Origin of the sequence: Paraoerskovia sediminicola, from assembly GCF_030296575.1 — a bacterium.
GTDB lineage: Bacteria > Actinomycetota > Actinomycetes > Actinomycetales > Cellulomonadaceae > Paraoerskovia > Paraoerskovia sediminicola.
Window position 1 is genome coordinate 1,658,358 of record NZ_AP027729.1, and the last position, 19,788, is coordinate 1,678,145.

The window sequence follows — 19,788 nt, forward strand, 5'->3', positions numbered from 1 at the left end:
AGCTCGCAGGAGAACTGACACCGCAACGCGATCGACCTACGTCTGCCGCAACGCAGCGACACCTGTAGCACCACCCGGAGATCGATTTCCGGACCCGACCCCGCGTGCCCCGCGGAGACAAGGCCCACAGCAATGAAGCACACGAAGTTCAAGGCGCCGCTCGCGACCGCTCTCGCGGCGTCGCTGGTGCTCGCCGGCACCCTCGGCGCAGCGCCCGCCTTCGCGGACGACGCCGCGGCGGACGCCTCGGAGCAGGAGGTCGCCCAGACCGAGACGCCTGACGCCGACGTCGTCAGCGCCATCGGCAGCGCGGCCGCGGTCGACGAGGCCGCCGAGCCCGAGGCCGAGCCGGCAGCGGACGAGCCCGAGCCCGAGCCCGCCGAGGAGGCCGCCCCCGCCGAGGAGCCCGCGCCCGCCGAGGAGCAGGCTCCGGCCGAGCAGCCGGCGCCCGCTGCCGCCCCGCGCGCCGCCGCGGTGCAGCCGCAGGTCGAGACGACCGTGGCCCCGAAGCTGAACGCAGGGTTCGTCTGCAAGGTCGCGCAGGACGGGCCGGTCGAGAACGTGCCGACCGGGCAGGAGTTCTCCGCGGGGACTACGTCGTCCAGGTGATCCAGCAGTCGAGCGTCGAGACGCCGTGGTGGATCCGCGTCGGCGGTGGCAGCAACATCCTGGAAGGGACGATGCCGGCTGACGGCGTCCGCACCTACCATGCGCTGACGTCGCCCGTGGGCGGCGCGAAGATCTACTGGGAGGGCGGCTCGAAGGGCACCTTCTCGACGAACGAGAACGAGTGCACGGCCGCAGCTCCGGCCGACACCACCGCGCCGACCGTCACGGTCAAGGACTCGTCCGACGGCGCCGACGGCCGCTACCGGTCCGTGAGCTTCAAGCTGTACGACGCCGGCAAGATCGACAAGGTCGAGATCAACGGTGTCGAGAAGAACCTGACCGACGCCACGTGGTCCGACGTCAACGGCGTGAAGCCGGGCGCGCTCGGTGCGGTCGAGGGCAAGAACGCGCTCGTCGCCTACGACGTCGCGGGCAACACCACGACGGTCGATTTCGTCCTCGACACGACGGGCCCGAAGGTCACCGTGAAGGACGAGTCGGTCGGCAGCGACCCGGTCTTCAGCACCGTGAGCTACAAGCTCCACGACGGCTCGAAGGTCGACAAGGTCGTCCTCAACGGCACCGAGAAGGATCTCACCGACAACGAGTGGTCGGACCTGAACGGCGTCAAGCCCGGGACGTTCGGCGCGGTCGAGGGCGCCAACACGCTCGTCGCCTACGACGCGCTCGGCAACGAGACCACGGTCGAGTTCACGCTCGACACCGTCGCCCCGAAGGTCACCGTCAAGGACGGTGCGAGCTTCACGAACGGCGCGGACGGCCGCTACTCCCTGGTGTCCTTCAAGCTCAACGATGCCGGCAAGATCGACAAGGCCGAGCTCAACGGCAAGGTCAAGGACCTGGGGAACAACGTCTGGTCCGACCTCAACTTCGTCAAGCCCGGCACGTTCGGTGCGGTCGAGGGCAAGAACACGCTCGTCGTGCTCGACGTCGCGGGGAACCGGACCACGGTCGAGTTCGTCCTCGACACCACCGGCCCCGAGGTCACCGTGAAGAACGGCGCGTCCTACACGGTCGGGTCGGACGACATCTACTCGCTCGTGTCGTACAAGCTCCACGACGGCTCGAAGGTCGACAAGGTCGTCCTCAACGGCACCGAGAAGGACCTGACCGACAACGTCTGGTCCGACGTCAACTACGTCAAGCCCGGCACCTTCGGCGCTGTCGAGGGCGACAACACGCTCGTCGCCTACGACGCGCTCGGGAACGCCACCGAGGTCGAGTTCGTCCTCGACGTGACCCTCCCGGTGATCTCGGTCCCGGCCGGCGACCAGTACGTCGGCGCAGGCGAGCGCACGTTCGACCTGTCGCAGGTCGAGCTGCACCCGGACTGGGTCTACGTCGAGTTCAACCAGATCGGTGACGACGGCAAGTGGAAGAAGACCTCGGGGCAGCGCTTCGAGGGCGTCAACGAGTTCTCGTTCACCGTGAACGGTGCGGACCTCGTCGAAGGTGTTCGCAGCCAGGTGAAGATCACCTCGGTGGACCTGGCCGGCAACCGGACGTCGACGACGTTCCCGGTGATCGTCGACACCACCGGACCTGAGGTCACCGTCAAGGACGGCGAGAGCTTCACGGTCGGCGCCGACGGCGTCTACTCCCTCGTGTCGTTCAAGCTCCACGACAACACGATGATCGACAAGGTCGTCCTCAACGGCGTCGAGAAGGACCTCTCGAACAACGCGTGGTCGGACGTCAACTACGTGAAGCCGGGCACGTTCGGCGCGGTCGAGGGTGACAACACGCTCGTCGCCCACGACGTCGCGGGCAACACGACCACGGTCGACTTCGTCCTCCACACCGCTCCCGCGATCGCCGAGGACCCGGCCTCGACCGTGACGGCCGCCCAGCCGACGTGCGACGCGTCGGGGACGCTGAGCTACGTGATCACGGCGGGTGTCGACCCGATCAGCACCGACGTCCGGCTCAAGGAGCTCGGTGACGGCACCGGCGGCGACCAGGAGACGTACTACCTGGCCGACGGCACCACGGTCTCCGGCGACAACTTCAAGACCGCGGTGTACCAGCACGTCGAGCTCGCCGCCGGCGAGTCGATCACGATCACCTCGCCCGAGCTCGGTGCGGGCTGGTACAAGCTCACGGTCGACGGCAACCGCGCCTTCAAGAACCTCCTGAACAAGGACTTCACTCTGGACGAGGCCACCGGGTGCGACGTGCCGGACGGCGACTCCGTCCTCACGCTCGACGGTTCCTCGGTCACGACGAAGGCTGTCGACGGGCTCCCGTGGATCGTCTTCGACGTGACGCTCACCGACCCGGGCGCACGCTCCGCGAGCCAGACGGTCTACCTCGAGATCACCGACGGGACGAACACCGAGAAGATCGAGCTCGGTGACCTCGTCGATGGCCACCTCTCGGGCGAGATCCTCTGGCCCGGCGCCTCCGCGTCCCCGTCGGCCTGGCCGGGCTGGACCCAGGACTCCGACGGCGTGTGGGTCAAGACCGACGAGGGCTTCGCGTGGACGCTCGGCGACATCTCGGCGAAGCTCATGGTCAACCCCGAGCTCGCGGTCGACCTGGCCTACCCGGCCGACGCCCAGCCGCCGGTGAGCGGCGCCGCCCCCGCGGCGCCGTCCGACGACACCGTTGCTGACGAGAACGATGCTGCGGGTTCGAGCGACGTCGTCGTGACCGGCGCGGAGACCGTGTCCAACACGGTCACGGCGACGGACACCTCGGCCGACGCCGCGGACGGTGAGACGGTCGTCGTGACCAGTGCGGCACTCCCGCAGACCGGCTCGGACTCGGCGCTGCTCGCCATCGGGGCGGCATTCCTCGTCGCCCTCGGCAGCGGTCTGCTGTGGGCGCGGCGCCGCGCCTGACCTGAGAGCTCGGTGCCGCGCGTGAAGCGGTGACGGACGACGGCCCCGCACCTCCTCAGGGAGGTGCGGGGCCGTCGGTGTTTCGAGGCGTTCTCCGTGTGCCTACTTCGGTCGCATTCCGGCGTCGGTGCCCTCGGCCTCGTGCACGGCCTCCTCGATGACTCCGTCGCCGTCGGTGAACCGGAGGAACTTGCCGGCGGTCAGCGGGCGCCCGACGACCTCCGCGATCACCGTCGCGACGTTGGCGCGCGACGTGCTCGTGTCCTCCGGGACCGGAGCGCCCTCGCGCAGCACCGTGATCGCACCCGACGGGTCGTCCTCGGTGAGGGTGCCCGGACCGAGGATGGTCCACTCGAGGCCGCTCTCTCGCAGGTGGTCGTCGGCCGTGACCTTCGCGTCGGCGTACGCGAAGAACGAGTTGTCCTCCGGGACCCCGTGGTCGTGGACCGCGCTGATGAACGACACCATCACGTAGCGGTTCGTTCCCGCTCGCTCCGCCGCGTCCATGGAACGGATCGCCGCATCGCGGTCGACGGCGTACGTCGTGTCGGCGCCGCCCTTGCCGCCCGCGCCCGCGGACCACACGACGACGTCGTGCCCCGCCAGCGCCTCGGCCATCTCGTCCTCGCTCGCCGAGGCGACGTCGAGGAGCACGGGTGTCGCTCCGGCGTCCGACATCTCGCTGAACTGGTCCTGGGAGCGGACGACGGCGCTCACCTCGTGGCCGCGCCCCACCAGGACGGGGATGCTGAGCTGGCCGACCTTGCCGTGCGCGCCGATGAGAGCGATCTTCGCCATGGTGATACCTCCGTGGTTCGTGGGACGGGACTGCTCTCCACGGTGCCCGGTCGGTGCAGCGCACGCCACCTGCGGGCCGTCGATCGGGGAACGCCCTGAGCGAACAGGGCTGTGGACGCGCGGGTGTCGGTGGCTCCCGCGACACTGATGCCTTCCGCACGGCAGCGGCGACGACGGAGGGTGACGATGGACGGACCGGCGATCCACGCCGAGGGCATCACCAAGAAGTTCGGCGACAAGGTCGCGCTCGACGAGGTCGATCTCGAGGTGGCGTCCGGGGAGATCTACGGGTTTCTCGGCCCCAATGGTGCCGGGAAGTCGACGCTCACCAGGGTCCTCGTGACGCTCCTGAACCCGACCTCGGGGCGCGCGACCGTGGCGGGCCACGACGTCGACCGGGAAGCGACCGCGGTGCGGTTGCGCATCGGGGTGGCGTTGCAGGAGTCCGCGCTCGACGACAAGCAGACCGGCGTCGAGCTGCTGCGCCTGCAGGGCAGGTTCTACGGTCTTTCCCGCAAGGAGACCGACCGACGGCTCGCGGACCTGCGCGACCTGATCGACATCGGCCCTGCGCTCGACCAGCGGGTCGCGACCTACTCCGGCGGCATGAGGCGACGCCTCGACCTCGCGATGGCGCTGGTGCACAACCCCGAGGTGCTGTTCCTCGACGAGCCCACGACGGGTCTCGACCCGACGAGCCGGGCCGACGTGTGGGCCGAGGTCCGTCGGCTCAACAAGGAGCTCGGCATGACCGTCTTCCTCACGACCCAGTACCTCGAGGAGGCCGACGAGCTCGCCGACCGCGTCGGCATCATCGCGGACGGGAAGATCGTCGCCGAGGGGCCGCCCACCGAGCTCAAGAAGTCGATCGGCACGGACCTCGTGGTGGTCGAGGTCGACGAGGGGGACGTCGAGGGGGCCGAAACGACCCTCGCCCAGGTGGAGGGCGCCGGGGAGGTCCAGATCGAGGGCTCGAGGCTCACCATCTCGGTGGACGACGGCGCCCGCGCCCTCAGCCCGGTCGCCGTCGCTCTGTCGGGGGCCGGGATCGACGTCCACGAGCTCTCGCTACGCAGGCCGACGCTGGACGACGTGTTCTTCGACGTCACGGGCAAGCGGATCGAGGGCTCGGACTCCGGTGACGGTCCTGACGAGGGTGCCGAGCAGCGATCCGACGCCGCCCACGCGCCCCACCGGCAGTCCAGCGACGCACCTGAGCCGACCGGCAAGGACAAGGACCACGACGACTCCCGGCGCCCCGGCAGCGGCACCGCGCACGGTCGGCACAGCAAGTCCGAGGAGGACGAGTCATGAGCACTCGCGAGCAGGCGGCACACGCGGAGACCGCTGAGACGGGCATCGTCGGGCGGCCTGCAGGGTTCTGGCGCGACCTGGGATCCGTGGCGTTGCGCGCGCTGCGGCAGATCCCGCGCGAGCCCGAGGCGATCATCCCTGCCCTCGTGATCCCGCTGTTCTTCTTCGTGGTCAACGTCGGCGCCCTCGGCGACATCGCGGGTGCGACAGGCGTGGACGACTTCAAGGCGTTCCAGATCCCCGTCGCGATCGTCTTCGCGGTCACGGGCGTCTCGCGGGCGAGCGCGCTGGTCACCGACATCACCGACGGCTACTTCGACCGGCTGCTCGTGTCCCCGGTGCACCGTACGGCGCTGCTCCTGGGGCTGATGGTGGCCGACCTAGCGCTCGTCATCGCCCTGAGCGTCCCGGTGCTGATCCTGGGCTTCGCCCTCGGGGTCACGTTCGAGACGGGGATCGCGGGCGTGCTGCTCTTCCTGCTGATGGCCGGCGCCTGGGGGCTGGCGTTCACCGGTTTCCCCTACGCGATCGCGCTGCGCACCGGCAACCCTGCGGCGGTCAACTCCAGCTTCCTGCTGTTCTTCCCGTTCGCGTTCCTCACGACGACGTTCCTGCCGCAGGAGGCGCTGACCGGCTGGCTCGCGACCATCGCCGACTACAACCCGGTGACCTACCTGCTCGCGGCGCTGCGGTCGCTCATCATGACAGGCTGGGACGCGACGGCGCTGCTCCAGGGCGCGGCCGCGATCCTCGGGCTCGGCGCAGTGAGCTTCTTCGTGGCGTTCCGGGCGCTGCGCGGGCGGACCGCGCGGGGCTGAGCGGGCAGGCCCCCGCAGGGATAGGACGTTCGAGCGCTCACGTGGGCCGTTCGAGCGCGGGACCCGGCGACAGGTCGCGGTGCCGGTGATACCTCGCGGACGGGTCAGCGAGTGCGCTCTCTCAGTTCAGACCCGACGCGATCCGCGCCAGCAGGGGCGGGGCGTCGTCCCGATCGATCGTCACGTGGATCAGGGCCGCGCCGTCCTGCGCGCGCGCCGCGGCGAGCGCGAGGTCGAGGTCCACGAGCGTCGACGCCTTGGCGACGAACGTGTCCGGGGCGCCCAGGGCGGCCGGCAGCGCCGTCCAGTCCCACGCGGTGATGTCCTGGTACACGGCGTCAGGACTGCGGATCAGCCGTTCGACGGTGTACCCGGCGTTGTCGATGAGCAGGATCGTCGGTGCGAGCCCTCGAGCCAGGATCGTGCCGAGCTCGGAGATCGTGAGCTGCGCCGAGCCGTCGCCGATCACCAGGACAGTGTCCCGGCCAGGCGCCGCGAGCATCGCGCCCAGCGTCGCCGGCAGGGTGTACCCGATCGACGACCACACCGGCTGGCCGAGCAGCTCGCAGTCGTCGGGGAGGTTCATGCCGACGGCGCCGTAGAACGCCGTGCCCGCCTCGGCGACGACCGTCGTGCCGGGCCGCAGCCACGCGCTCAGCGTCGGCCAGAGCTCCTCGTGCGTGACCGGCACCCGGCGGTCGAGGGCAAGCACCTCGGGGACCGGCGGCGTGGCCGGCGGCAGGGCGGCGCGCTCCCCGCGCATCGCCAGGATCTCGTCGACGAGCCGCAGCGAGTCCTGGAGGTGGACGTCGTAGAAGATGTCGTCGCCGACCCGCGCCTCGTCGATACCGAGCTCGATCGCGGCGGCCGGGTCGAACTCGTGCGTGAAGAAGCCGGTGAGGAAGTCGGACATCACGACGCCCGCCAGGATCAGCGTCGGCGCGGTGTCGACCCGGTCGCGGGTCGCGTCGGAGTCCGACTGCTTGCCGGCGTAGACCCCGAGGTTTGCCGGGTGGGACTCGTCGAGCAGCGCCTTCGACGCCATCTGGGTCGCGATCGCGACGCCGGGGCGCGAGGCGATCGACGCCATCGTCCGCTCCAGTCGCCGCCGGTGGATGCGGGGGCCGGCGAGGACGGTCACCTCGCCGTGGCCGCGGACGCTCCCCCGGCGGTGCTTGAGGCGCCCACGGCAGCTGCGGCGTCTGCGGCTTCGTTGCCGGTCCCGTCCGACGGCTCGCTGTGCTCGCCCGTCCCGTGGTCGAGCGCGCGCCACAGCGCCGACTGCAGCGCGGCGAGGTGCTCGGGGTCCGAGACGGAGCGGCGCAGCGGCCGGATGAGCGAGAGGGCCGAGACGGTCGACGTCGCGACGTCGACCGGGACGCCGATGTAGACGGGCTTCGATGTGTTGAGCGCGGTCAGCAGCGCGCGGTCGATCGTCGAGGCGGCCGCCCGGTGCTTGACGACGACGGCTTCCGCGCTGACCTCGCGGGCCGCTCGGACGAAGTGCTCGAAGTCCCCGTCGACGAGGGTGTGGTGCAGCAGCGTCCCGTCCGACTGTGCGGCCGTGGTCGGCATGCCGACGACGTGGACGACCGGCACGTCCTCGGAGTAGGAGCCGGCGGTCCCGTTGATCGCCGACAGCTCGCCGACGCCGTAGGTCGTGACGAGTGCGGCCGTGCCGCGGCGGACGCGGGCGTACCCGTCCGCGGCGTAGGCGCCGTTGAGCTCGTTCGTCGTGCCGATCCACGCGAGGTCCTCGACCGAGAGCATCTCGTCGAGCAGTGCCAGGTTGAAGTCGCCGGGCAGGCCGAACACGTGGCCGATCCCGAGCTGGGCGAGGCGGCGGCCGAGGTACTGGCCGACGGTCAGGCGGTCGTCGGGGGAGGGAGGAGGCACAGACATGCACCCATGAGACAACGAGGTGGACATCCTGCGCCATCGGCTCGATGACTAGCGGACAGAATGGTCAACCGATGTCGGACGGCGCGGCATAGGCTGGGCATCGTGCTCACCCTCGACGAGACCGACCGGCGCATCGTCGCCGCCCTGGACCGGGACCCGCGCGCGACGGTGCTGTGGATCGCGCGAGAGCTCGGCCTCGCCCGCGGGACGGTCCACGCGAGACTGGAGCGGCTGGCGTCGGCCGACGTCCTCGCACCGCACTCGGTCCGGGTGCGACCGGCTGCGCTCGGCCACCCGATGCGCGCGTTCGTCACGGCCGAGGTCGACCAGGCGGAGTTCGACGGGATGATCGCGGACATGCGGCAGATCCCGCAGGTGGTCGAGGTCGCCGGCACGTCCGGCGACTCCGACCTGATGGTCGAGATCGTCGCCCGCGACGCCGACCACGTCTACGACGTGACCCAGCAGATCACCCGGTGCCGCGGCGTCCGACGCACGTCGACGCGGATCGTGCTGCGCGACCTGGTGGCGCGACGGCTGGACCAGCTGGTCCTGCCCGGCTGACTTCCGAGGTTCCTCCCGAGGTCGGGCGCCAGGGCATCTGCGGCACTCAATGTCAGCGTTGACATTGGTGGGCGCTGGGCGTTGACATCCTGAACTAGAGCGGTTTAGAGTCGGGACCACTGAACCGCTTTAGTTGCAAGGAGGCAACGGTGCAGAAGACACGAAGGATGATCGGCGCAGCACTCGTCACCGGGCTCGTCGTCCCGCTCGCCGCGTGCGGTGGTGACGACAGCGGGTCCGCCGACGAGACGCTCACGGTCCAGTCCCTGTGGACGAAGGGCACCGCCGAGGGCGACGCGCTCTCCAAGGTCATCGACCAGTTCACCGAAGAGACCGGCACCCAGGTCGAGTGGCTCGACACCGGGGAGTCGCTCTCCGACGTCTTCGAGACGTCGGTGGCAGGCGGCAGCCAGGCCGACATAGTCCTGTCCAACTTCGCAGAGAAGACGGTCGACTGGGTCAAGAACGGCGCTGTCGTCCCGATCGACTCGTACATGGACGACTGGGGCCTCACGGACTCTGTCCGCCCCGCTGCGGTCGACGAGTGGAAGGACTCCGACGGTAACCAGGTCGGCATCCCGTTCTCCGGCTTCAGCTGGCCGGTCTGGTACAACACGGATCTTCTGGCGCAGGCCGGCGTCGACGAGATCCCGACGACCACCGACGAGCTCATCGCGGCCGCGGGCAAGCTCCGCGACGCGGGCATCGAGCCGATGGTCATCGGAGGCAACGACTGGTCGGGTCAAAAGCTGTTCCTGCAGATCGCCCAGGCTTACGCAGATCCGCAGACCGCGCGCGAGACCTTCACCAACGGTGGGTTCTGCGACCAGCCCGACATCGTCAAGGGCATCGAGCTGTTCACTCAACTGCGAGACGGTGGCGTGTTCATCGACGACGCCGAGGGGTACACCGCTGACGCGATGAACACGGAGTACTACACCGGCTCGGCCGCCATCATGTCCGCGGGTTCGTGGGCCTTCGGCGCCGAGGACCTGACGCCAGAGCTCGCCGAAGTGACCACGCTGTCCGGGTTCCCGAACCCCTCCGGTGGCGCGTACAGCAAGCCGACCGCGTATCAGGGGTACACGGGCACCGGGGTCATGCTCAGCACCAACGGCGAGAAGAAGTCGGACATCGCCGGTCAGTTCATCTCGATGCTCTACTCGAGCGACACGGTCGCCGACTTCGTCGCGACCGCGAATCTCGTCCCCGCCGCGACGACGGCTGAGGACGCCGAGGTGACGAACCCGCTGCTCCAGCAGGCGGTCAGCGACCTCGACTCGCGCGTCGACTACGCGGTGATGCCGGACACCGCCGTCCCGGGTGCCGTCGCCGACCCGATGATCCGCGTGACGTCGCTGGCATACGCGAAGGGCAACGACGCTGCGTCCATGTGCTCGGCGATCGACGACGCGTACGCCTCGGTCGGCTAATCGCACGGTGCGGGCCGGCCGAGACGGTCGGTCCGCACCATCAGGGAGGAGTCAAGGATGACGACACCAACGATCGTCGACGGCCCTGAGGCCGGTCACGCTCAGAAGCAGAGAAGGGTCGGTCGAAGCCGGCGCCAGCGCACGGACGACGCGATCGTCGGGATCTTCAGTGCGCCGGCAGTCGCCTGGTACATCGTTTTCACGATCGGTCCGATGATCGCGATCTTCGTGATCAGCCTGCTCTTCTGGACCGGCTTCCTTGCGACGCCGACATGGGCGGGGCTCGCGAACTATGACCGTGTCCTGCACGATCCCGTGTTCTGGACCGCGGTCCGCAACACGGCGGTGCAGGTGTTGATCGCTCTGCCGGTCATGCTGCCGCTCGCCTTCATGCTGGGGTACTACGTCGCGCTGAAGCCGCGGTTCCATCGGGTGCTCCGCGTCATACTCTTCACACCGGCGCTCCTGTCACTCTCGGCCATGGGAACCGTCTTCTACGCGATCTTCCAGCCCACGGGCATGGTCAACTCGGCTCTGGAGTCCCTCGGGCTCGGGTCGCTCGCCAAGCCTTGGCTCGCCAACCCGGACACCGCTCTCTACACCGTGATCTTCGTCGGTATCTGGTCGGGGATCGGTTTCACCGCGATCCTCTTCTCCGCACGGATGAGTGCCGTGTCGGCGGACGTCTACGAGGCCGCAGAGCTCGACGGGTGCGGCCACTGGCGGCGCATGTGGAGCATCGCGTTCCCTGTGATCAAGGACTACTTCGGCGTGCTGACGATGCTCCAGTTCCTGTGGACGGTGTTCGCATCAGCGGGCATGGTCCTGCTCCTGACCAACGGTGGTCCCGGAAACTCCTCGACGACGCTCTCCTTCCTGGTCTACGAGAAGGCGTTCGTCCAGTCCCAGGTCGGATACAGCCAGGCGGTCGGCGTCATCCTCTTCGCCGTGGGTGTCATCGGGCTGCTCGCAATTCGCCGGGCATTCCGGCAGAACTACTAGGAGGACGGCAATGACGACGACGACAGCGCCTCCCCAGGCCGCGCGGCGTAGCGTGAAGAAGCCGGAGGGTGCGCACAACACCCAGCGCAGTCAAGGCCGAGGGCGCGCCCTGATCCCCGCGCACGTCCTCGCGTGGGTCTACGCTGCACTGCTGGCGATCCCGATCTACTACATCATCGTCTCGGCCTTCAAGCCGAACCTGGCGATCTTCTCGGAACCCTTCGCGCTGCCGACCAGTCTCAGCTTCGAGAACTTCGCGACAGCGTGGTCCCGAGCCAGTCTCGGTACGGCACTGGCGAACTCGCTGCTCATCACCGGGGTCTCGGCGGTCCTCACCCTCGCTTTGGCCGTCCCCGCCGCCTACGGGCTCGCTCGGGCCAAGGGGAGGCTCGGTACCGCGGTCGAGCGGCTGTTCTCGCTGGGGTTCTTGATCCCCGGGTTCGCGGCTCTCGTCCCGACGGTGCTTCTCGCGATCGCGATCGGGCTGTTCCAGACCCGGCTGTTCGTGATCCTCTTCATGCCCGCGACAGCGCTCCCGTTGTCGGTCATCCTCCTGACGCAGTTCATGCGGACCGTTCCATCGGAGCTGGAGGAGTCCGCGACGCTCGACGGCGCGAACCGTTGGGCGGTGCTGAGGCACATCTATCTGCCGATCGCGACGCCCGGCATCGCCACCGTGACGATCCTCAACCTCCTGAACTTCTGGAACGAGTACCTGTTCACCCTGATCCTCGGCGGGCCGAACCCTAGCGTCCGGACGGTGCAGGTCGCTCTGCCGACGCTCGTCTCCCAGACGAGCACCGACTACGGCGTCCTCGCCGCCGGCACGCTCATCACCCTCGTCCCTGTGTATCTCGCATACATCCTGCTCTCCCGCCAGATGGAGGACGCCCTGCTCCAGGGCGCCGTCAAGAGCTGAAGCCCTCGAACTCCCCGAACGACCCTGAACCGACGCGCCAGCGGGCGCGCTGAGAGGAATCAACATGACCACGACCGACATCCGCGAGCACGGCGCCACCGGCGACGGCGTCACGAACGACGCGCCGGCCATCCAGGCTGCCATCGACGCCTGCCATGCTGCCGGCGGTGGCACCGTCGTCGTCCCGTCCGGAGCCACGTACCTCACGGGGTCCATCGAGCTGAAGTCGTTCGTCGAGCTGCACGTCGAGCGGGGCGCGACGCTGGCAGGGAGCGGCGTCGACGCCGACTACACGACGGAGATCGAGGTCAGTGCGCTGTCGTCGGGCGTCCTCAACCCGGCGAACGACCACGCGCTGGCGCTGATCTGGGCTCGCGACGCGGAGCACGTCGCGATCACCGGGGCGGGGACGATCGACGGCGCCGGCCGACACTTCGTCGACAGCGACAACGGGTACATCTACCGGTGCCCGAACCGGCGCCCCTTCACGGTCTTCCTGACGGGCTGCACGCGGGTGACCATGCGCGACGTCCGTCTCGTCGACGCCGCACTCTGGTGCGTGCGCCTGACGGGCTGTGTCGACGTGCTGGTCCACTCGATCACCATTGATGCCGACCTGAAGTACCCGAACGCCGACGGGATCGATCTCGACCGGTGCCGACAGGTGCGGATCAGCGACTGCGAGATCTCGTGCGGGGACGACGCCATCTCGCTCAAGACCTGCGAGGAGTTCCCGCAGTACGGCATCACCGAGGACATCGTGATCACCAACTGCACCCTGCAATCGACCTCGTCGGCCGTCGTCGTCGGCGTGGACGCCGTCGCCGACATCCGCAATGTCGTCGTCTCGAACTGTGTCGTCCGGGGCTCTCACCGTGGCCTCGCGGTCAACCTGGGCCAGGAGGGCAACTTCTCGAACATCCTCTTCAGCGACTGCATCGTCGAGACCCGGCACTTCTCCGACGACTGGTGGGGGCACGGCGAGCCCATCTACGTCAGTGCGGTCCCGTGGCACGACAAGGTCGGGAAGATCACGAACGTCCGGTTCCGCAACATCCTGGCGCGGTCCGAGAACGGCGCCTACATCGCCGGCCACGAGAAGGGCCTCGTGACCGGCGTCGTGCTGGAGAACGTCCGGATCGAGCTCGACCGGTGGACGAGCTGGCCGGGCGGCGAGTACGACCGCCGCCCGTTCGAGCAGGGGAGAAGATCTACCAGCACGCCACGTCCGGTGTGCACGTCGACACCGCCTCCGACGTGACCCTGCGCAACTGCGAGGTGGTCTGGGGCTCCGTCCAGGACAACTTCTCGCACGCCGTCGAGGCGATCGACGTGGATGGACTGGTGATCGAAGGTCTCCGTGGCGAAGCAGCCCACCCCGGCCTGGACGCCGTCCACCAGCACTGACGACCCGGTCGACAGACCGGAACGAGAGCGAGAAGCAATGCGAGACATCACAGTGATCACGACCGGCTGGACGCTCGAGCCCTCGCGGCTCGACGCGGATGCCCCCGAGGGCTTCAGCACGGCCCCGGTCAGCGCCACAGTGCCAGGGTGCGTCCACACGGACCTGCTGGACCACGACCTGATCGACGACCCGTATGTCGGGACGAACGAGGACGAGCAGCACTGGATCGGGCGCTCCGCGTGGACCTACCGGACCTCGATCGACGTCGAGGTCGACACCGAACGGTCGTACGAGCTCGTGTTCGACGGGCTCGACACGGTCGCCCGGGTCGAGCTCAACGGCCAGACGGTCGCGGAGACGGCGAACATGCACCGCACCTACCGTTTCGACGTCGCGGAGCTGCTCCGGCCCGGGGCAAACGATCTGGTCGTCGAGTTCATGCCGGTCCGGGAGTACACCGACGCGGTCGTCGCGGAGGCGGGCGAGCGCCCGAACGTGTACCCCGAGCCGTTCCAGTACGTCCGCAAGATGGCCTGCAACTTCGGCTGGGACTGGGGCCCGACGCTCGTGACCGCGGGAATCTGGAAGCCGGTCCGCCTGGAGTCCTGGCGGACGGCCTCCTCGCGGCCGTCCGTCCCGTCGCCAGGGTTGACGGGACGGACGGGGTTCTCGAGGTCGAGGTCGACGTGGTCGTCGATGGGACCGTGGACGCACCCCTCGACGTGGTGGTCGAGGTCGCCGGGTTCGAGGCGCGGATCGTGGCGCCCGTCCACGGCGGGACGGTTGCGGCGGCCGTGACGGTTCCCGATGTGTCGGTGTGGTGGCCCCGTGGTCATGGGGAGCAGCCTCTGTACGACGTCCGGGTGTCCCTCGCGTCCGGTGGCGTCGATCTGGATTCCTGGGTGCGCCGCACCGGCTTTAGGAATGTCTCGTTGTCGACGCAGGACGACGACGCCGGGATGTCGTTCGTGATCGCGGTAAACGACCAGCCGGTCTTCGTCCGGGGAGTGAACTGGATCCCGGACGACTGCTTCGTCTCCAGGGTCGGCATCGACGACTACCGCGAGCGGATCAGCCAGGCGGCTGCCGCGAACGTCAATCTGCTCCGCATCTGGGGTGGCGGGCTGTACGAGAAGGACGAGCTCTACGACGTCTGCGACGAGATGGGGATCCTCGTCTGGCAGGACTTCCTCTTCGCATGCGCCGCATACCCGGAGACCGACGACCTGGTCGCCGAGGTCGAGGGCGAGGCGCGTGACAACGTGGCACGTCTGATGCCGCACCCGAGCCTGGTGCTCTGGAACGGCAACAACGAGAACATCTGGGGATTCTTCGACTGGGGCTGGCAGGAGCCGCTCGACGGCAAGGACTGGGGCCTCGGCTACTACACGGGCGTGCTCCCGCGGGTCGTCGCGCAGACGGATCCTTCGCGGCCGTACTGGCCGGGTTCCCCCTACTCGGGGTCCTTGGACATCCACCCGAACGACCCCGACCACGGGAACCACCACTCGTGGGAGGTGTGGAACCGCGCGGACTACACGAGCTATGCGGAGGACCGTCCGCGATTCGTCTCCGAGTTCGGGTATCAAGCGCCCCCGCGTGGTCGACGCTGGAAGCGTCTGTGGCCGACGAGCCTGTCGAGTTCGATTCGCCGGGCGTCCTGCACCACCAGAAGGCGGACGACGGCAACGGCAAGCTTGCCCGGGGGATGGCACCGCACCTCCCGGACCCGGTCGACACCGCTGACTGGCACTACCTCACCCAGCTGAACCAGGCACGGGCCATCACTTTCGGGGTCGAGCACTACCGCGGCCTGTGGCCCCACTGCATGGGCGCGATCCTCTGGCAGCTCAACGACTGCTGGCCGGTGACGTCCTGGGCCGCGGTCGACGGCGCGGGCCGGCAGAAGCCGCTCTGGTACGCGTTGCGGCGGCTCTACGCCGACAGGATCGTCCTCCTGCGGCGCTCCGGCGCAGGGGAGCTCGAGGTGGTCGTCGTGAACGACGGGCCGCATCGGTGGACGGCCCCGCTCGATCTCACCCGGCGGTCGCTCGACGGGCAGGTGCTCGCGACGGTGTCGTCCACCGTCGATGTCGCACCGCGCAGCTCGACGGTCGTGCGCGTCCCCGACGACGTCGCGACGCCGATGGACGCCGCTCGCGAGGCCGTCTCGGCCTCCGTCGACGGCCAGCGCACGCTGCACCTCTTCGTCGAGGACCGGGATCTGGAGATGGGCCGTGCCCGGTTGGACGTCACGGCTCGGCCGATCGAGGACGGGGTCGCTGTCATGGTCGTCGCCCGGAGCTTTGCTCGCGATCTCGTTCTCAACAGCGATCGGGTCGACCCCGAGTCCGTGGTCGATGATCAGCTCGTGACTTTGTTCCCGGGCGAGTCGCACGAGTTCCGGGTGTGCACGCGCACGACCGCTGACGACCCACGGTGGACGACGCCGCCCGTGCTGCGGTGCGTCAACGACACAGCGCGCGAGCGTTCGTCCGTGGCTGTGTGATGATTCGCGTCGACGGGCATACGCGACAGGCGAGACCTGAAGGAGGCGCCGTGGCTCGACCGACGATCGTCGACATCGCGCAGGCCGCGGGCGTCTCGAAGGGTGCTGTCTCGTTCGCTCTGAACGATCGCCCCGGGGTCTCGGACGCGACCCGTGCCCGGATCATCGCGACCGCGGCGCAGCTCGGTTGGGTGCCGAACGCTGCCGCGCGCTCGCTGGCAGGCACCCGGGCGGGCGCGATCGGCCTAGTCTTCGCGCGACCCGCGAAGACGCTGGCCGTCGAGCCGTTCTTCATGCAGCTCATCGCAGGCATCGAGTCCGAGCTCGCCAAGCAGTCGCTCGCGCTGGTCTTCCAGGTCGTCGAGGACCACCAGGCGGAGATCGCGACATATCGGCGATGGGCGGCCGAGCGGCGGGTCGACGGCGTTCTCGTCGTCGACCCGTATGCCGAGGACGACCGGTTGGCTCCGCTCCGTGAGCTCGACCTCCATGCCGTGTTCATCGGGATCCCGCCGACGAGCGAAGGTTTCGCCGGCGTGTGGAGCGACATGACGGTGGCGATGGATGCGGCCCTGGGCCACCTGACGTCTCTCGGGCACACCCGGATCGCGCGCGTCGCCGGGGACACGAGGCACGACCACGTGGTTCTTCGTGACGCCGACTTCGTCCGCTGGACCGCCGACCACGGGTTGGCCGACTGCACGATCGAGCAGACCGACTACTCGGTGGAGTCCGGGTCGCGGGCGACGCACAGGTTGCTGACCGCCCAGCGCCCGCCCACGGCGATCATCTACGACAACGACGTGATGGCGCTCGCGGGAGTCGGTGTCGCTCAGGAGCTCGGAGTGAGCATCCCGGGTGACGTCTCGGTGCTGGCCTGGGACGACTCGATCCTGTGCTCGTTGAGCCACCCGGCCATCACCGCGCTGCATCGTGACCTCACCGAGTTCGGTGCTGCCGCAGCAAACCTGCTGCTCGACCTGATCGACGGCGGCGCACCGCGGCGTGTCGAGACGGCTCCGGGAGTTCTGGTGGTCCGTGGGAGCACCGGGCCGGTGACGACGGCGCGAGGCGGGGTGATGGCATGACTGCGCGGCACGAGCTGCCGGTCACCTGGACGCTCCGTGCGGTCGGGGACGAGATCCCCGACGACGCACCCGGTTGGGTTGCTGGTCTCGAGGTGCCGGGGACGGTCCCTGGCTGTGTCCACACGGACCTGATGGACGCCGGTCTCGTACCGGACCCGTACCTGGACGAGAACGAGCGCGAGGTACAGTGGATCGCGCGCACCGGCTGGGAGTACGCCACCGAGATCGTCTGGTCGGAGGTGGATGCCGACCGGGTGGATCTGGTCTGCGACGGCCTCGACACGGTAGCCACCATCGAGCTCAACGGCGCCCGGGTCGCGACGACCCAGAACATGCACCGGTCCTATCGGTTCGACGTGACCGGGCGCCTGATCGCGGGGTCCAACAGGATCGTGGTCCGCTTCGCCTCGGCCCTGGCTCACGCGGAGCGTGAGCGGGACAGGATCGGCGCGCTGCCGATCCCCAATTCGGCCTCGGTGCACCCGATCAACTTCGTCCGCAAGATGGCGAGCAACTTCGGTTGGGACTGGGGGCCGGTGCTGACCACTGCGGGCATCTGGCGTCCGATCGCTCTGGAGTCGTGGACGGCCGCGAGACTGAGCAGAGTTCGACCTGCGGTGACGGTCCGTACGGGCGACGGCGCAGATGTCGGTGAGGATGACGCGCGTGCCACGACTGGCATCGTCGACGTCCACGTCGACCTCGAACGCGCCGGCGTCGCAGGAGATCTCCGAGTTCGTGCCGCGATCGAAGGATCGGTCGACGAGGTGGTCGTCCCCGCGGGGACCGATGTCGCCCGGCTCACCCTGGAGGTCGCTGATCCTGAGCTCTGGTGGCCACGAGGCTACGGCGCGCAGGCCCTGTCGGATCTTCGCGTCGTCCTCACGGCTGCCGACGAAGCGGGCGAGAACCGAGAGCTGGAGGAGTGGCGCCGTCGGATCGGATTCCGCACGGTCGAGCTCGACACCTCCCCCGACGAGGTCGGTTCGGCCTTCACCCTGGTCGTCAACGGTCGCCCGATCTTCGTCCGCGGGGCGAACTGGATACCGGACGACTGCTTCCCCGCGAGGGTGGACGCCGCGAGGTATCGGCGACGCATCGAGCAGGCCGCACGGGCGAACATCGATCTGCTCCGAGTGTGGGGAGGAGGGATCTATGAGTCCGAAGACTTCTACGACACGTGCGACGAGCTCGGGGTGATGGTCTGGCAGGACTTCCTCTTCGCGTGCGCCGCATACCCCGAGGAGGAGCCGATCCTCTCGGAGGTTGAGGCCGAGGCGCGGGAGAACGTCGCCCGGCTCATGCCCCACGCCAGCCTCGTCATCTGGAACGGGAACAACGAGAACTTCATGGGCTGGCACGAGTGGGGTTGGCCGGCGCGCGTCGGTGCACGCGGGTGGGGGCTCCGGTACTACCTGGACCTCCTGCCCCGGATCGTCGACGAGGTCGACGGCACGAGGCCCTACTGTCCAGGAAGCCCGTACTCGGGCTCCTTCGAGCGTCACACCGGCGACGACGACCACGGGTCGTCGCACGTATGGGACGTGTGGAACACGACGGGGTACGAGGACTACCGGGCACGAACGCCCCGGTTCGCGTCCGAGTTCGGTTGGCAAGGTCCGCCGACGTGGGCGACGCTCACGCGCGCGGTGAGCGACGCGCCCTTGGCGCCCAACTCGCCGGGAGTGCTCGCACACCAGAAGGCGACGGACGGGAACGGGAAGCTTGCGCGTGGTCTGGCTCCGCACTTCCCTTCCCCGACGACGATGGAGGACTGGCACTTCGCGAACCAGCTGAACCAGTCCCGTGCCGTGGCGGTCGAGATCGAGCACCTGCGCTCGCACCGTGGCCGCTGCATGGGATCGATCGTGTGGCAGCTCAACGACTGCTGGCCGGTCACGTCCTGGGCTGCGGTGGACGGCGACGGACGGGCGAAGCCCCTGTGGTTCACGCTGCAGCACGTCTATCAGGACAGGCTGGTGACGGTTCAGCCCCGAGCGGACGGCCTCAGCGTCGTCCTCGTGAACGACTCGGCACGTCGCTGGTCCGCCAACCTGCTCGTCGAGCGGGTCGGGATCGACGGATCGTGTCGCGACAGCTGTGTCGTCGGCGCGGCGATCGACCCCTATGACAGGGTCGAGATCAAGGTGCCGGAGCCCGTCGGCGTGCCGAGCGACCCCGCCTGCGAGCTGCTGGTCGCGACGGTCGGCGCCCAGCGGGCGACCTGGTTCTACGTGCCCGACAAGGAGTTCGACTATCCGGAACGGGATGTCGACATCGAGGTCCTGTCGCCGCGGCGCGTCCCCCCGAGGCGACGGGCGTCGCGGGGAGGAACCCGGAGACGCAGGTCCGGGTCACGGCCCGTTCGTTCGTGCGTGACCTCTCGCTCTTCGCGGACCGCCTGTCGCCCGACGCCTCGGTCGACCAGATGCTCGTCACCCTGCTGCCTGGGGAGTCGACGACGTTCACCCTGCGAGGCGTCGAGGACGTCCGGGCGGCCGACCTCGTGCGCCCAGTGCTGATGTCGGCCAACGATCTCGTGCACTCCGCGCAGCCGCGC

18 protein-coding genes are annotated in these 19,788 nt (G+C 68.9%); 15 read left to right on the forward strand and 3 right to left on the reverse strand.

What is annotated here, in order from left to right:
• Positions 1-132 precede the first annotated feature (132 nt).
• Both QUE47_RS07740 and QUE47_RS07745 read left to right on the forward strand, forming a co-directional pair.
• Positions 133-609, forward strand: a complete 477-nt coding sequence (locus QUE47_RS07740) for a hypothetical protein (RefSeq protein ID WP_286219278.1) — start codon at positions 133-135, stop codon at positions 607-609.
• Complete coding sequence (locus QUE47_RS07745) at positions 606-3,473, forward strand: LPXTG cell wall anchor domain-containing protein (RefSeq protein WP_286219279.1); 2,868 nt, start codon at positions 606-608, stop codon at positions 3,471-3,473. Before QUE47_RS07740 ends, QUE47_RS07745 begins: the two co-directional genes overlap by 4 nt.
• A gap of 102 nt (positions 3,474-3,575) precedes the next feature.
• Here the strand turns inward: QUE47_RS07745 and QUE47_RS07750 are convergent, their stop codons facing one another.
• A complete protein-coding gene (locus QUE47_RS07750; protein WP_286219280.1) occupies positions 3,576-4,271 on the reverse strand; it encodes an SDR family oxidoreductase in 696 nt (231 codons plus the stop codon).
• 186 nt (positions 4,272-4,457) lie between these two features.
• Between QUE47_RS07750 and QUE47_RS07755 the strand changes: the two genes are divergently transcribed.
• Both QUE47_RS07755 and QUE47_RS07760 read left to right on the forward strand, forming a co-directional pair.
• Entirely contained in the window at positions 4,458-5,585 is a 1,128-nt protein-coding gene (locus QUE47_RS07755; protein ID WP_286219281.1) for an ATP-binding cassette domain-containing protein, read from the forward strand.
• The gene (locus tag QUE47_RS07760) at positions 5,582-6,403 is read left to right on the forward strand and encodes an ABC transporter permease (RefSeq protein ID WP_286219282.1); all 822 of its coding nucleotides are present in this window, start codon (positions 5,582-5,584) and stop codon (positions 6,401-6,403) included. Before QUE47_RS07755 ends, QUE47_RS07760 begins: the two co-directional genes overlap by 4 nt.
• A 121-nt stretch (positions 6,404-6,524) precedes the next feature.
• On the opposite strand, the gene QUE47_RS07765 is transcribed toward QUE47_RS07760, so the two are convergent.
• Together QUE47_RS07765 and QUE47_RS07770 are read right to left on the reverse strand one after the other, a co-directional pair.
• A complete protein-coding gene (locus QUE47_RS07765) occupies positions 6,525-7,493 on the reverse strand; it encodes a thiamine pyrophosphate-dependent enzyme (protein WP_286219283.1) in 969 nt (322 codons plus the stop codon).
• Between the two features lie 47 nt (positions 7,494-7,540).
• Positions 7,541-8,305, reverse strand: coding sequence for a thiamine pyrophosphate-binding protein (locus tag QUE47_RS07770; RefSeq protein WP_286219284.1), 765 nt, complete (start codon positions 8,303-8,305; stop codon positions 7,541-7,543).
• A 102-nt stretch (positions 8,306-8,407) separates the two neighbouring features.
• Here QUE47_RS07770 and QUE47_RS07775 point away from each other — a divergent pair, with 102 nt between their 5' ends.
• From QUE47_RS07775 to QUE47_RS07825, 11 genes are all read left to right on the forward strand, one after another.
• On the forward strand, positions 8,408-8,869 hold the full coding sequence (locus QUE47_RS07775; RefSeq protein WP_286219285.1) for an Lrp/AsnC family transcriptional regulator: 462 nt from the start codon (positions 8,408-8,410) through the stop codon (positions 8,867-8,869).
• Positions 8,870-9,018: 149 nt separating this feature from the next.
• Positions 9,019-10,302, forward strand: a complete 1,284-nt coding sequence (locus QUE47_RS07780; RefSeq protein WP_286219286.1) for an ABC transporter substrate-binding protein — start codon at positions 9,019-9,021, stop codon at positions 10,300-10,302.
• Between the two features lie 57 nt (positions 10,303-10,359).
• On the forward strand, positions 10,360-11,304 hold the full coding sequence (locus QUE47_RS07785; protein ID WP_286219287.1) for a carbohydrate ABC transporter permease: 945 nt from the start codon (positions 10,360-10,362) through the stop codon (positions 11,302-11,304).
• A gap of 10 nt (positions 11,305-11,314) precedes the next feature.
• The gene (locus QUE47_RS07790) at positions 11,315-12,223 is read left to right on the forward strand and encodes a carbohydrate ABC transporter permease (RefSeq protein WP_286219288.1); all 909 of its coding nucleotides are present in this window, start codon (positions 11,315-11,317) and stop codon (positions 12,221-12,223) included.
• Between the two features lie 64 nt (positions 12,224-12,287).
• Entirely contained in the window at positions 12,288-13,484 is a 1,197-nt protein-coding gene (locus QUE47_RS07795; protein WP_286219289.1) for a glycoside hydrolase family 28 protein, read from the forward strand.
• Positions 13,481-13,630, forward strand: a complete 150-nt coding sequence (locus QUE47_RS07800; protein WP_286219290.1) for a hypothetical protein — start codon at positions 13,481-13,483, stop codon at positions 13,628-13,630. The genes QUE47_RS07795 and QUE47_RS07800 overlap by 4 nt, the downstream gene beginning before the upstream one ends.
• A gap of 37 nt (positions 13,631-13,667) precedes the next feature.
• Positions 13,668-14,429, forward strand: coding sequence for a glycosyl hydrolase 2 galactose-binding domain-containing protein (locus QUE47_RS07805; RefSeq protein ID WP_286219291.1), 762 nt, complete (start codon positions 13,668-13,670; stop codon positions 14,427-14,429).
• Complete coding sequence (locus tag QUE47_RS07810) at positions 14,336-15,400, forward strand: glycoside hydrolase family 2 protein (RefSeq protein WP_286219292.1); 1,065 nt, start codon at positions 14,336-14,338, stop codon at positions 15,398-15,400. Before QUE47_RS07805 ends, QUE47_RS07810 begins: the two co-directional genes overlap by 94 nt.
• Complete coding sequence (locus QUE47_RS07815; protein WP_286219293.1) at positions 15,340-16,140, forward strand: glycoside hydrolase family 2 protein; 801 nt, start codon at positions 15,340-15,342, stop codon at positions 16,138-16,140. The genes QUE47_RS07810 and QUE47_RS07815 overlap by 61 nt, the downstream gene beginning before the upstream one ends.
• 50 nt (positions 16,141-16,190) lie before the next feature.
• Entirely contained in the window at positions 16,191-17,228 is a 1,038-nt protein-coding gene (locus QUE47_RS07820; protein WP_286219294.1) for a LacI family DNA-binding transcriptional regulator, read from the forward strand.
• Positions 17,225-19,750 (forward strand): glycoside hydrolase family 2 protein, encoded by a 2,526-nt coding sequence (locus tag QUE47_RS07825; protein ID WP_286219295.1) that lies wholly within the window; start codon positions 17,225-17,227, stop codon positions 19,748-19,750. Before QUE47_RS07820 ends, QUE47_RS07825 begins: the two co-directional genes overlap by 4 nt.
• Positions 19,751-19,788 lie beyond the last annotated feature (38 nt).